The sequence below is a fragment of the Lichenibacterium dinghuense genome (genome assembly GCF_021730615.1).
GTDB lineage: Bacteria > Pseudomonadota > Alphaproteobacteria > Rhizobiales > Beijerinckiaceae > Lichenihabitans > Lichenihabitans dinghuensis.
In genome coordinates, this window is sequence record NZ_JAJLMN010000001.1 from 5,055,571 (window position 1) to 5,068,568 (window position 12,998).

The following is a 12,998-nucleotide window of genomic DNA, read 5'->3' on the forward strand; positions in this document are numbered from 1 at the left end:
ATCGTCACGCGAGTCGATCGGTCGAACCACAACCTTCCACAGTTGTGCAGAAATTCATATGTTTCGAAGGCCGGTTGCACCGTCGCCCGTCGACCGAACCGTGGGTGAGCGTGAGTGGGCCCGTGCCGCCGAGCCATCGGCGAAGTCCCTGAGATGTTTTGATGATGGGGCAGCTCTGGCAAGGGTCGAGGAGGCAGTTCAGCTGTGCAGCGCGATTGCGGTCTGTGGCGTCTCTTCGATAATCCGTTCCAAACGCCCCAGCATTTCGACAGCTATCCCTGAGCCTTGAATGTGGATACCTACTTCATCTAGAGGATCGTCTGCGCGACCTGATTGCGAACCCCAATTCAACATGCTGACGACGACATTATCGTCGTCCCACAGTAGAAATTTACAGTGTAGTTGTGGATTTCTGTAAGGAAGTAACTTCACTATGCCGTGAAGCCGCTCTCGATGTTCAGCGATATGGCGTCGCTTCGTCGGCCCGGTATGACGCGAGTAGAGGACTCTGACATCGTCGAGACGGCGCCCCGCCACTTCCGCCGGGGTGAACAAGGCCGGCACCATATTGGCCCCGACCCTGTTCGTGCAGCATATGAAACGCGTCGATGCTTCGTGCGCCGCCCGCCTCAGCAACCGCTCGTGATCTGCAGCGTAGACCACCGATAAAGATGTCATCTTCGCCTCCGAGGGCACTTCCCTTCGACCGGCGGTCTCCTGTGATCGGCGCCGGGCTTCGGCGGCCATAAATCGAAGGGACTCCACGGAGCGGCTCGCTTCCGGCAAGGCGACCACGATCGATCGCAGTAGGTCCAAGCCGACGGCCGCTCCCTCGCCATCACCGAGCCTCACAGATAGTTCGACGGCGTTGAACGGTGTGGACAGCCAGTTACACGATCCGACGAGCACCACCGCGCCCCCGTCTCCATCATCCGCCGCCAGCACCTTGGCGTGGCTCCTCACCGGATCGCGGTGGACGAGGAGCGTCCCACGGATGAGCCCGCCAGCCGAAAGGCGGGTCTTGATCTCCTGCATCGCTGACGCGTGCTTCGCCCCTTCGTCGAGGGACGTACCGAAAAACAGGTGGCAGCGGACGCCCCGCTTCACCGCGCGATCCAGCGAGTTGAGGAGGTGATCGCGTTCCTCCCGCCCCTTCTCGTCATTCTGCGATGCGACGAACGTCGAGAGCACGAAGACGTCGCGTTCGGCCCTGTCGACGATCTCGACGAAGCGGTTGAGCTGCTCTCTCGCGCCCAAGATCAGGTCGTCCGCCCCGAGTTCGACCTCGACCGAGGGCATGGGCGATTGCTCCGCGGCCCTCTGGACCGGTAGGACGCCGGTCGCCAGCGTCGCACGCAGCGCGTCTTTCAACGCATCGCTGGCGCCCTCGGGGAACACGCCGTCCCGAGCGTCGGCGAGATCGATCTCGAGGTACCGCCGGGTTATGACGGAATTGACCGCCTTCGTGCCACGGAGCCACTCGCCCGGCCTGAGCGTCCCCGCCATGAAGCGAGCCGCGCGTAGCGACATCGTCTCGTCATTCTCGTCGGGTTCGTCCCGATCAAATCTAACGACGCCGGCGACAGGACCTATGTCAGATGCCGACCGCAGTTTGACCGCGCGCCTCCTGAAGATCGATCGACCGACTCGCTCGTACACGAGGCTCACCGAAATCTCTCGGTCGGCGGTCCGCTCGGGCAGGGGCCGGCCGGTCCGCACCGTCTCTCGTCCCATCGCGCTGGTGGAGAACAGCGGTCGAGGCGACGTCTGCAGCTCGATCAAGCCGAACTGCATGAGACGAGCGATGGTGGCTCCCACCACCTGAGGGCTCAAGCTCAGGTCCGTCCTGATCGACTCGATCGTGCCAGGGGTCTTGTCGACGTGGAGCAGCACCAACTCCTCGACCGGGCTCCAGCCCCAGGTTCTCTGGACCACCATCCGCGCCCAGTAGTGCCATGCGGCGATGAAGATGGTCACCGTACGATGATCCCGCGCTCGTCTAGCTTGAGGATTGCCGCCTCGGCTGCGGCGATTGCTGACGGCGCGGCAGACATTCGGCGCAGATCGCCGACCAGCTTCCGGATAAATCCGAGATCACCGCCCAACCTGTCGGGATCGGTGCCGTCGACCGCCTCCAGGAGGAAGCTCAGGCTCGTCGCGAGCACGAACTTCTGCTTGGCCCGGCTCAGGAGCACGTTCAGGCGTTGTGGATTTTTCATAAATCCCAGCGCTCGCCTCCCCACAAGGACGTTGTTGCGGACCAGACTCGCCAGTACGATGTCCGCTTCGCCTCCCTGGAAACTGTCGCTCGTGTAGACAAAACGCCCGTCAGCCCTCGGCGGTACGAAGCCTCGCAGTCGCCCATCGACGTCCACCATCGGCTTGATCGAGCGTTCGATGTGCGTGACTTGCCCCGTGTAGGGCGCGAGGATGACGAGGCTCGGTGGCTCTGCGGACGGGTCCGATGGGCGTAGTTTCCTGAGCGCGTCAATCAGGGCTGCTGCCTCTGCCGTATTCGCCAGCGTCTTCCTTTCGACCTTTTCGAATTCATCTATGCTTGATACGCTCAATGAGGGCAGGTCCAGCACGACGACAGGGGTCGTCGGGAAACCTGACTCAGACCCGACTGTCGGCTTTCTTGCCGAGACTCGGGCGGAGGGCACGAGCCTCCCACCGTAGAATGTGTCGGAGACGATCCTGCAAATGGCCGGATGCATCCGACTCTGTTCGACGAGGGTCTGCGCGATGGCGCTCGGGCGTCCTGTCGCGTTTTCGCGATCCTCTTCGCGTTCGGCGATGGAGCGGAACGGCTCTTCGAGGCGAGCCGCCGCGGCGAGCACGTCCGTGAAAAAGGATCGGTCCGACGCCAGGCGCCTCAACGTCGGCTCGATCTCGGGCGGCAGATCCGGGATGGACGTCAGGCGAAAAGCCCCATCCCTGAGCAATTCCTCGGCCGACGACGGCTCGTAGAATTTCTGTCTTTCGCTTGCCTCGAAGGGCGAAAGTTGGCGGTGATCGCCGATCATGACCCTGCGATTGCCGAGCAGGAGTGCGCCGATCAGTTCGGACCCGTTCGCGCGTGCCGCCTCCTCAACGAAGACCCAGTCGAACTGCTCACCGGCCGCGATCATCTCCTCGATTGCAAAGGACGAGGTCGTCGCGAGCGTGACGTCGGACGAGCGCAGAAGCAGGTTGTCGGTGTCGCGAAGGACGCCTTCGGCCACGACGCGCTCGCTGTCGTCCGTCGGCCGCAGCGCCTGCCGAATCTCCTGATATGGGCCCGAGAGGGGCCCCGACGACTCGGCCTTCAGAGCCTCGGTCAGGAGCTCGCGTGTGCCCCGGCGAAGGACTGCTTCCTCCTCCTCCACCTGCGACTTCTCGACCCTGATGACGATCTTTCCGAGCGACGACAAGCGCTTCTTGAGCTCGTGCTCGATCGAGATGAGCGTCTCGTGGTTTTGGGACGAGACCAGGATCCTGGCGCCGGTGTTCCCAACCAGGATGCTCCGGATCAACTGGGCGATCAGGTACGTCTTTCCGACACCCGGCGGCCCGACCACCACGTTGATCGACCTGCCTTCGGCTATCGACGCCCAGGCCGTCTTCTTCGAAGCGTCGAGATCGTCTGGCGGCGGCCCGGGCGCCGCCACGCCCCGAAGGGCTTCGTCCATCGCGACCGTTGCGGGGTCGTCGAGTGCCCTCAGAAGCTCGAGGTTCCCCCGTGCCGCCACGACGTTCAGGAGGCGGCGACGGATGGCGCGGTCGGTGCCCGCATCGTTGCGGGGGCGAAGGTAGACGTGCTGCTCCGGGAGGACGGGCTCGCTCGCCCGAAAGCCGTATGCTTGCCGCCCGTCGATCTCCCCGGCGGCTTCGAAGGCGAGTTCCGGAGATCGGTCACGGAGACGGCCCAACCAGTCGCTCTGGGAGATGCTCCAGTCCGGTCGACCCTCATCGTTCTCCATTTCTTTCCGCAGGGCGACCGCCATCGGCGGCAGCTTAAGGACGCTGCGGCGGGTGTCCCGATCGGAGTCGTTCCTCGGCGCGATCCAGACCAAATCGGCCTGGCCTCGTGGCGGGGTGAGCACGTCGACCGGGAACGTCCTGAACTGCTGCTTCAACAGCGAGAACACCTCGAGGAGGAGGAGAGCAGTCCAGGAAGGTGGATCATCGCCCCGCGTCTCGACGCTGTGGTCGCGATCCGTGCTCGCCCACACCGCCGCGCCGTGTCCGAGCTTGCGCACCCTTTCGGCGGCGGCACCTCGGTTCCTCGCGAGATAGATGCGCCGCTTGACGTCGGAGGCTTCGTTGATCCGATCGTGGGGTCGGCGCTTTGCGCCATGTGTGATCATGCCGATCCGAGGTTCGACGAGCTGCACGTCGTATGTGGCCAGATCCGTCACGATCCGGATGCCCTTCGACGGGCCGACGATCATGCGGACGTCGACGCTCGACAGGTCATCCGCGATGAAGCGCGTGACAGCGTCGGCATCCTCCGCAGGGATCATTCCCGAGGTCAGCGTCGGCAGGTCGACTCTCAACGCCTCGGCTCCCGGGTAGAGGATCATCTCACCTTCGATGCCAGCACCGGATCGCCCGAGTTCTTCGATCACCTCCGTCAGGTCTTCAAGGGCCGCGTGGCCGTCATATGCTTGGTGGTGAGGTGGGTTGGCCATCCTGCCGAGCATGCGCCGTTCAATGCTCGACAGGATCGGCGCGCCGGGTTGATCGAGCCCGAGGACCACGTTCACCACTCCAGCGACGTCGGCCAGATCACGGCGGAACGAGATCGGATCCGACCTCCTCAAGGCTCCCCCGGACGGGTCGGGATCACTGTCGGCAATGTGGACGCATGCCTCGTAGCCGCCCAGCCGATAGTTCGGATTGTCATCGCCGCGTGCGAAGACTGCGTGCTCGTCGATCGCGCCATGGACGATGCCAGCGTCGTGGCAGTGGGAGAGCGCTTCTATGACACGCGAGATGTTTCGCCAGAACATAGCCCGACCGGCGCTCGTCGAGCATAGCTGACGCCGTGCGAGTACACTTCTTGGTGAGCTTAGCAGGGGTGCACCTGGATCGAGCATAACGATCGCGAGCTCGCGTTCGTCCTCGATTATCTCGATCACTTCGACCAGCATCTCGCGCGCGCGGCGGGACGAGAGCACACGTCGGATACGACGTAGCCCTCTCTCGAACAGCTTCCGCAAATCCTGGTCGATCGCGGTGCCGGTTTTTGCATACAGTCTGACGAGATAATGCTCACCGTCATCAACTCCTGTGGCCCGACGAAGGCTGGACGTCCAGGCGCCGTTGCCGGCGCGGAACGAGTCTTCAGCGAACCTGAATCGGTCCTCGATCGAAAAGGTGGCATGTCGGTGCGAACGAGTTGTCAGACTAGCACCTCCGCCTTAAGTCCTGTCGTCACCACAGCCATCGGCAGGAGAGAAGGACTGAACGCTTCACGCCGAATCTCCCATAAATCGGCTGGCATGGCCAGAGGATAAAAGGGAAACTTACGTGCCGAAACGGCGCCGTGCTGGACATGCTGGGTGAGTGTCGAAAGCCACTCGTTGACGAGATGTGCCGGATCAGTGCCGCCGCGGCCTGCTGAAGACGCGTCCTACTACGGCAATGAAGGATCGTCACCGGCTCTACAAGGGGCGACCCGAACGTCCGCAAGCTGGCGACCTCTGAACGTCGAGACTTGGCGCTGACCGTGACTGGCCCTCCTTCGTGAGTAGGTTGAGCGTGATGGGCTCCTCAAGGGAGCTCACCATGACCCAGACGACAGCACCTCAAACGCCCACCCGCGTACCCTGGAACCGCGGGCGAATCATCGGCCCGAAGCCGCCCCTCAAGCCCAAACACATCTGGGCTATTCGGACCCGCCTCCAGCATGACGGCCATGTCCGCGACCTCGCCATGTTCAACGTCGCGATAGACAGCAAGCTTCGCGGCTGCGACCTCGTCAAGCTCCGGGTGTCCGACGTCCACCTCGGCGAAGGCGTGCGCCTTCGGACGACCATCGTTCAGCAAAAGACCGGGCGACCCGTGCCATTCGAGATGACCGAGCCGACCCGCGACGCCCTCGCCGCTTGGCTGAAGAAGCGGGGCTCGCGGTCGATCGACTGGCTGTTCCCGAGCCGGAGCCATGCGGGCGACCACATCACGACGCGGCAGTACGGCCGCCTCGTCGACGACTGGGTCACGCTGGCCGGCCTCGACCCGGCCAACTACGGCACCCATAGCCTGCGCCGGACCAAGGTCGCCCTCGTCTACAAGCGAACGGGCAATCTGCGAGCCTGCCAGCTCCTGCTCGGTCATTCCAAGCTGGAGAGCACCGTCCGCTACCTCGGGGTCGAGGTCGATGACGCCCTGATCCTGTCCGAACAGACCGATCTCTGACACGAAGCGCGGTGGCTCAGTGCCACCGCGACCAACGATAGGGGCTCCTGGCCACGGCGAAGTAGGGTGGGCTGCGGACAGACTGTAAGCGTCGCCCCGGCCCCACCTTCTGGAGCCTGACCGGGTGATCGATGATCGAGGCCGCAGGAGGCTTCGATCCATGTCTATACCTGAGCATATGCACGTGTCGGAGGGGCCGCAGCGCTTCGACGTGTTCACCGGCGGAGGGCGCCGACGCCGTTTCACCGCGGCCGAAAAGGCGGCGATCGTCGACGAAAGCTACGCGGACGGGACCTCGGTCTGCGGGGTCGCGCGCCGTCACGGCCTGACGTCCCAGCAGCTGTTCGGCTGGCGCCGACTGGCTCGCCTCGGGCCATCTTCGTCTCTGCCCGCCGAGCGACCGCTGTTTGTGCCCGTCCTCGTGGCCTCCGAGCCCGAGGCGCCGCCCCGTGATGAGGCGCCCACTGGCCCGAAGCCGCGCAGGCGCCGGAAGCGGATCGAGGAGGCGAGCATCGAGGTGGAGATCGCCGGCGTCGTGGTGCGGGTGGGCCGGGATGCCGACGCCGGCGCGATCGCGGCGGTGATCGGCGCGCTCAGGGCCGGCACGTGATCGGCCCCGCGGGCGCGGTACGCGTCATGCTGGCCACCCGGCCGGTGGACTTCCGCAAGGGCATGGACGGCCTCGCCATGCTGGTGCGCGAACAGCTAGGCGCCGACCCGTTCTGCGGCACGGTGTTCGCCTTCCGCTCGAAACGGGCGGACCGGCTGAAGCTCCTGTTCTTCGACGGCACTGGCGTGGTGCTGGTGGCGAAAAGGCTCGAGGCGGGCGCGTTCCGCTGGCCGAAGCCGGGCGACGGTGCCGTCCGGCTGACCGCCGCCGAGATGGCGGCGCTCGTCGACGGCCTCGACTGGCGGCGCGTGCACGTGCCGCGTGAGGTGGCCGTGCCGCGGCTGGCCGGTTAGGCGAGAACAGGCGAAGGCGTCGCGCGCGGGGCTCGGGTGTGATCTGATCCTCCTGTGATCCCGAGCGAGCCCGCCCCCTCCGACAACCCCGCTGCCCTGCAGGCCATGCTGGCGGCCGAGCGGGCCGAGAACGAGCGGCTGCGCAAGATCATCCGCGAACTCCAGCGCCACCGCTTCGGCCGCCGGGCGGAGAGCCTGCCCCTCGATCAGCTCCAGCTCGGGCTGGAGGAGGCCGAGCAAGCCGAGGCAGCCGACGAGGCCATCGCCGAGGCGGCGGCTCCGACCGTGCGCGCCGCCCGCGTCGCCAAGCGCCGGGCCAACCGGGGCTCTCTGCCGGCCCACCTGCCGCGGATCGACACCGTGGTGGACATCGCCGACGACGGCTGCCCGTGCTGCTCGGCCCCGCTGCATCGCATCGGCGAGGACGTGTCCGAGCGGCTCGACGTGGTGCCGGCGCAGTTCCGCGTGCTGGTGGTGTGCCGGCCGAAATGCGCCTGCCGGGCCTGCACGGACGGCGTGGCCCAGGCGCCCGCACCGGCGTGGCTGATCGAGGGCGGGCTGTCCACCGACGCCACCGTGGCGCAGGTGCTCGTGTCGAAATACGCGGACTACCTGCCGCTGTACCGGCAGGCGCAGATCTTCGCCCGGCAGGGTGTCCTCCTGGACCGCTCCACCCTGGCCGACTGGGTGGGGCGCGCGGCGCTGCTGCTCGAACCCGTGCACGGGCGGTTGCTCGACCACCTGAAGGCGTCGACGAAGCTCTTCGCCGACGAGACGACCGCGCCGGTGCTCGACCCCGGCCGCGGCCGCACGAAGACCGGGCAGCTGTGGGCCTACGCGCGCGACGATCGCTTCTGGGGCGGCGCCGATCCGCCGGCGGTGGCCTACGTCTACGCCCCCGACCGCAAGGCCGAGCGGCCCATGGCCCATCTCGCCGGCTTTTCCGGCGTGCTGCAGGTGGACGGCTATGAGGGCTACCGCGCCCTGACGAAGGGCGACCAGGTGAAGCTCGCCTTCTGTTGGGCCCATGTGCGGCGAGGGTTCATCGACCTCGCCGCCAAGGGCGCGTCGCCGATCGCCGCCGAGGTGCTCGAGCGCATCGCGGCGCTGTACCGGATCGAAGGCGAGATCGCCGGGCTCCCGGCCGAGGCCCGCCGCCAGGCGCGGTAGGAGCGCAGCCGGCCACTGTTGGCGAAGCTCGACCTCGTCCTGCGCGACAAGCTGGCCCTCCTCAGCCAGAAGAGCACGCTCGCCGTGGCGATCCGCTACGCGACCTCGCGCTGGGTGGGGCTGACGCTCTACGTCGACGACGGCCGGGTGGAGATGGACTCCAACACAGTGGAGCGCTCGATCCGCCCCCTCGCCCTGACGCGCAAGAACGCCCTCTTCGCCGGTTCGGATCGGGGCGGCCAAACCTGGGCGACGATCGCGTCGCTCGTGGAAACCTGCAAGCTGAACGGCGTCGACCCGCAGGCCTACCTCTGCGACGTGATCACCCACATCGTGGGCGGCCATCCCCAGAGCAGGCTCGACGAGCTCCTGCCCTGGGCCTACCCGACCATCCCGGGGTTCAAGGCGGCCGCCTGAGCCGTCCGGCGCCCTGCCTCACCAGGCAGCCCCACGCAACGTGGGCTCGGCAACCCGCTTACGACAGACTGGTTACGAGCGGAAGTCTGGAAGGAGCGGACGTTCGATCATCTGCAGCTCGGATCTTGTGACGTCCCTTTTTCGACCTCGTCGCGGCGATCAGGCCGCGTCCGCAACCATGTGACGCTCCCGCTGAGCGTTACGTCGGGGGGGAGTGCCCCGGCTCAACAGGCTGACCCGTTCTCGGATCGCGGCATTGACCGTGCCCATCCCGCAATCGCGGCTACGGCCCCACGGACGCCGGTTGGTCGTCACAGCGCCGACGGGTGCCGTGCGAGCGCGGTCACCCTTACGGTCATGAAAGGGAACAGCGGCAGGGTGGACAGGAGGGCGTGTAGAGCGTCGTGATCAGCGACGTCGAAGATGGAAATGTTGGCGTACTCGCCCGCGATGCGCCACAAGTGGATCCAGCGTCCGTCACGCTGCAGTTCTTCGGCCCGCACCTTCTCCTCGGCCTTCAGCCGGTCGAAGTCGGCCGAGGCCATGCCCTGCGGCGGGTGAACGTCCATGCGCACGTGGTAGAGCATCCCACAGCCTTTCTCAGTCCCGTGCGAAGCGGCGCACGGCATCCTCGTCGATCTCCACCCCCAGGCCCGGCCCCTGCGGCAGGTGCACCTCGAAGTCGGAGAAGCGCAGCGGTTCCCTCACCAGATCCGCCGCGAGGATCTGTGGACCGAAGTGCTCGCAGCCCCACTCCACCTCCCGCAACGTCGAGAAGACATGCAGGTGAGCTGCAGCCCCGATCGAGCTCTCCAGGAGGCAGCCGCCGTAGAGCTGCACGCCCGCCGCCGTCGCGACAGCCGCAACATCCTGCACGCCCCGCAGCGAGGCGTGCTTGACGAGCTTGAGCGACACGGCGTCGGCAGCCCCCGCAGTGCCCACACGCAGCATGTCATGGATGTCGAACACGCACTCGTCGGCGAGCAACGGCGGCGTGCCCGGCCGCGCGCGCAGTCGCGCCATGGCGTCCACGTTCCATGCCGCCACCGGCTGCTCCACCAACGCAGCACCCATGTCCGCGAGTTCGCCGAGGCAGCGCCGGGCTGTCGGCTCGTCCCAGGCCTGATTCGCGTCGGCGATCAGCTCCGCCCGGCCGCCCAGAACCTTCGCGAGGTGGCGCATGCGGCGCATGTCGTCGGCCGGCGCCTTCGCGCCGAGCTTGACCTTGAAGCGCCGGTGCAGCCGCTCCCCTAGCTTGCGCTCGGCCTCGTCCGCCTCCTGCGCCGGGTCACCTGAGGCGAGGGTCCAGAGCACCGGCATGCTCGTGCGCACCGCGCCCCCGAGCAGGGCCGAGACCGGCAGGCCCAACGACTTGCCGACCGCGTCGTGGAGGGCTGTGTCGATCGCCGCCTTGGCGGCGTTGTTGCGCTTGGCCGCCGCGTCGAGGACGGCGCCGTTGGCCACGAAGGCCGAGGCTGGGCGGCCGAGGAGGGCGGGCGCGAGATAGGCGTCGATGTTGGCCTTGATGGCCTCGACCGACTCCTCGCTCCAGCGCGGCCCGCCCAGCGTCGCAGCCTCGCCGATGCCGGTGGCGCCGTTCTCGAGGCGCACCCGGACCAGCACGTAGCTCTGCGCCCGCACGGCCGTCTGCGAAAGCTTGTGCTCGCGCAGGGTCGGCACGTCGATGATCGTCGCAGCTACCTCGCGGATCACGAGGTCGCGCGTCGGATGGAGCGCTGCGGCGCCCTGTCGAAGGTCCTGCATCGTCTCTGTCGTCGGAAGGAATGGGGCTCCGGCGCGGTCGCCGGAGCTTCGAACGCGCTCAGGCCGCCGCGGCCGGCGCGTGCTGCCGCACCACCACCGTCTCCGGGACGTCGGCGACATCGCGCAGCAGCACGAAGTCGAAGCTCAGGGTCGAGAACGGCTCGTTGAGACCGCGCGCCCGGATCTCCTCCGCATCCGCGTGCTGGACCGCCTCTGAGATGAGGCCGTCCCGCGTACCGAAGGCGAAGTCGTCGTGGAGGTAGGCGTCGCCGGCCAAGTTTATCTGTGTCGTCAGCTTCCGGTAGCCGGATGCCTCCACGAAAAAGTGGATGTGCGCCGGGCGTTGTCCATGCCGGCCCACCGCGGCGAGCAACTGGTTGGTCGGCCCGTCCGGGGGCACGCCGTAGCCGGATGGCACGATCGAACGGAAGCCATACCGCCCTTCGGCGTCCGTCTTCATCCGCCGGCGCAGATTGTAGGGGCTCTGGGACGGGTCGAAGTGGGAATAGCCGCCCTTCGTGTTGGCGTGCCAAACGTCCACCACAGCGTCCGCGACCGGCTTGCCGTCTGTGTCCCGGACGGTGCCGTCCACGAACAGCACTTCGCCCTGCTCGGGATCTTGGTCGAGGCGGGCCTCGCCGCTCTCCACCAGGGGCGCGTCGGCGATCCAGAGCGGCCCCTCGATGGTCCGCGGGGTGCCGCCGGTGAGCCCGGCCTTCCGCTCCTGCTCGTCCATCATGACGTCCATGAAGTGTTCGAGCCCGAGTCCCGGCACCAGCAGCCCCATCTCGTGGTTCATGCCCACGCGGCTGAGGTAATCCACCGCCGTCCAGAACTCCGTCGGGGTGACGTCGAACCGCTCGATCGTGCGGCACAGATCGCCCGTGATCTGGCGGATGATGTTCTTGAGCCGCTCGTCGCCGCCGGCTTGGTCCAGGCCCGCCGCCCTGTCGAGCACGCCGGTCACCTCGGCCGTCTCGCTGATCCGTGTCGTCATGTCCCCTCCACTCTGCATTCGGCCATTCGGCTCGCGACGTCGTTGCAGAGGGAGCTTGCCATCTGGGGTGTTTCGGCGTCCAACACCCTTCGGGTTTCGATCATACCCTGGAGGTATCGTGGAACTACGCCAGCTCCGCTACTTCGAGGCGGTCGCCCGCGAGCGCAACTTCACCCGGGCGGCTGCGGCCCTGCACATCGCGCAACCCCCGCTCAGCCGCCAGATCCGGCAGCTGGAGGAGGAACTCGGCGTCCAACTCTTCGAGCGGGCCAGCCGACCCGTGCGCCTGACCGAGACGGGGCGTCTGGTCTACGATCAGGTGCTCGCCGTGCTGGAAGGTGTGGCCGAGATCGTCTCCATCGTCGGCCGGGTGAAGGCGCAGGGCAGCCTCCGCATCGGCTTCGTAGGGTCTATGCTCTATAGCCGCCTGCCTGAGGTCGTGCGAGCGTGGCGCGAGGCGCGGCCCGGCGCCGAGCTGAACCTTGTGGAACTGACGACCCTGGAGCAGGTGGCGGCGCTGAAGGATTGCCGCATCGACGTCGGCTTCGGCCGCGTGCCGTTCGAGGACTCTGCCGTGGAGCGGACCCTGGTCCAGCAGGAGCGCCTCTGCGCGGCGCTGCCGGCCTCGCATCCGGTGTCCCGCGACGCGGAGCCGCTTCCACTCGCCGCTCTACGGGGGCAGAGGCTGATTGTCTATCCTAAAACACCGAGGCCGAGCTATGCAGACCAGGTGCTCACGTTGTTCCGCGAGGGCGGGATCAGGCCCGCTGCGGTCCGTGAGGTCCGGGAACTGCAGACGGCGCTCGGCCTGGTTGCCGCCGACGACGGTGTTTGTGTCGTCCCAGCAGCGGTGCAGAATCTCAAGCGCGACGGCGTCGTATATCGGTTGCTAGCCGACGAACGAGCCTTCTCCCCCATATTCATGAGCCTGCGCAGAGGCGACCCGTCGCCCGAGCTCGCGCTCGTGAAGAAGCTCGTCTTCGCCGTATACGGGCAAGCGTTGAAGCCCACCACGCTGGTCGGCGCCGGTCCTGCTGCCGAAGGAGCTCAAGTGCCGCACGGTTGAGATCCGCGGGCTTGGCGCCAAGAGGCAGAGCACGGTCCCGCGGAAGCCTCACCGCTTCCGCCTGGATGAGCGCGTTAAAGCATCTCGCGGCCGAGACGAGCTGCCTCCGCTCACTTCGGGGTCGGGTGGACAGCGGTCCGGCTGCTCTCGAAAGAGCGCATGGACAGAGCGGACATGATTGGACGGGCTCCCGGCCTCGACACGGGTTGGAGTCTTGCT

9 protein-coding genes and 1 pseudogene are annotated in these 12,998 nt (G+C 66.8%); 5 read left to right on the forward strand and 5 right to left on the reverse strand.

The window, feature by feature from the left end:
• Nucleotides 1-198 precede the first annotated feature (198 nt).
• Together L7N97_RS24295 and L7N97_RS24300 are read right to left on the reverse strand one after the other, a co-directional pair.
• Nucleotides 199-1,977, reverse strand: a complete 1,779-nt coding sequence (locus L7N97_RS24295) for a phospholipase D-like domain-containing protein (RefSeq protein ID WP_309242843.1) — start codon at nucleotides 1,975-1,977, stop codon at nucleotides 199-201.
• Nucleotides 1,974-5,135, reverse strand: coding sequence for a DEAD/DEAH box helicase (locus L7N97_RS24300; protein WP_237480802.1), 3,162 nt, complete (start codon nucleotides 5,133-5,135; stop codon nucleotides 1,974-1,976). Before L7N97_RS24300 ends, L7N97_RS24295 begins: the two co-directional genes overlap by 4 nt.
• Nucleotides 5,136-5,772: 637 nt before the next feature.
• Here L7N97_RS24300 and L7N97_RS24305 point away from each other — a divergent pair.
• From L7N97_RS24305 to tnpC, 4 genes and pseudogenes are all read left to right on the forward strand, one after another.
• Nucleotides 5,773-6,402 carry a tyrosine-type recombinase/integrase gene (locus L7N97_RS24305; protein ID WP_237480803.1) on the forward strand — a complete coding sequence of 210 codons (630 nt, stop codon included), beginning with the start codon at nucleotides 5,773-5,775 and terminating at the stop codon, nucleotides 6,400-6,402.
• A 160-nt stretch (nucleotides 6,403-6,562) separates the two neighbouring features.
• A complete protein-coding gene (gene tnpA, locus L7N97_RS29950; RefSeq protein WP_428981026.1) occupies nucleotides 6,563-7,012 on the forward strand; it encodes an IS66-like element accessory protein TnpA in 450 nt (149 codons plus the stop codon).
• A complete protein-coding gene (gene tnpB / locus L7N97_RS24315) occupies nucleotides 7,009-7,365 on the forward strand; it encodes an IS66 family insertion sequence element accessory protein TnpB (protein WP_237480697.1) in 357 nt (118 codons plus the stop codon). Before tnpA ends, tnpB begins: the two co-directional genes overlap by 4 nt.
• Before the next feature lie 105 nt (nucleotides 7,366-7,470).
• Nucleotides 7,471-8,952: pseudogene (gene tnpC, locus L7N97_RS24320) on the forward strand (IS66 family transposase).
• A 311-nt stretch (nucleotides 8,953-9,263) separates the two neighbouring features.
• Here the strand turns inward: tnpC and catC are convergent.
• The 3 genes from catC to catA are packed head-to-tail and all read right to left on the reverse strand — an operon-like array spanning nucleotide 9,264 to nucleotide 11,713.
• Nucleotides 9,264-9,539 (reverse strand): muconolactone Delta-isomerase, encoded by a 276-nt coding sequence (gene catC, locus L7N97_RS24325; protein WP_237480804.1) that lies wholly within the window; start codon nucleotides 9,537-9,539, stop codon nucleotides 9,264-9,266.
• 13 nt (nucleotides 9,540-9,552) lie between these two features.
• Entirely contained in the window at nucleotides 9,553-10,716 is a 1,164-nt protein-coding gene (locus L7N97_RS24330; RefSeq protein ID WP_237480805.1) for a muconate/chloromuconate family cycloisomerase, read from the reverse strand.
• Between the two features lie 58 nt (nucleotides 10,717-10,774).
• Nucleotides 10,775-11,713, reverse strand: coding sequence for a catechol 1,2-dioxygenase (gene catA / locus L7N97_RS24335; protein WP_237480806.1), 939 nt, complete (start codon nucleotides 11,711-11,713; stop codon nucleotides 10,775-10,777).
• 118 nt (nucleotides 11,714-11,831) lie between these two features.
• Here catA and L7N97_RS24340 point away from each other — a divergent pair, with 118 nt between their 5' ends.
• Nucleotides 11,832-12,779 carry a LysR family transcriptional regulator gene (locus L7N97_RS24340; RefSeq protein WP_237480807.1) on the forward strand — a complete coding sequence of 316 codons (948 nt, stop codon included), beginning with the start codon at nucleotides 11,832-11,834 and terminating at the stop codon, nucleotides 12,777-12,779.
• The last annotated feature ends 219 nt before the right edge of the window (nucleotides 12,780-12,998 follow it).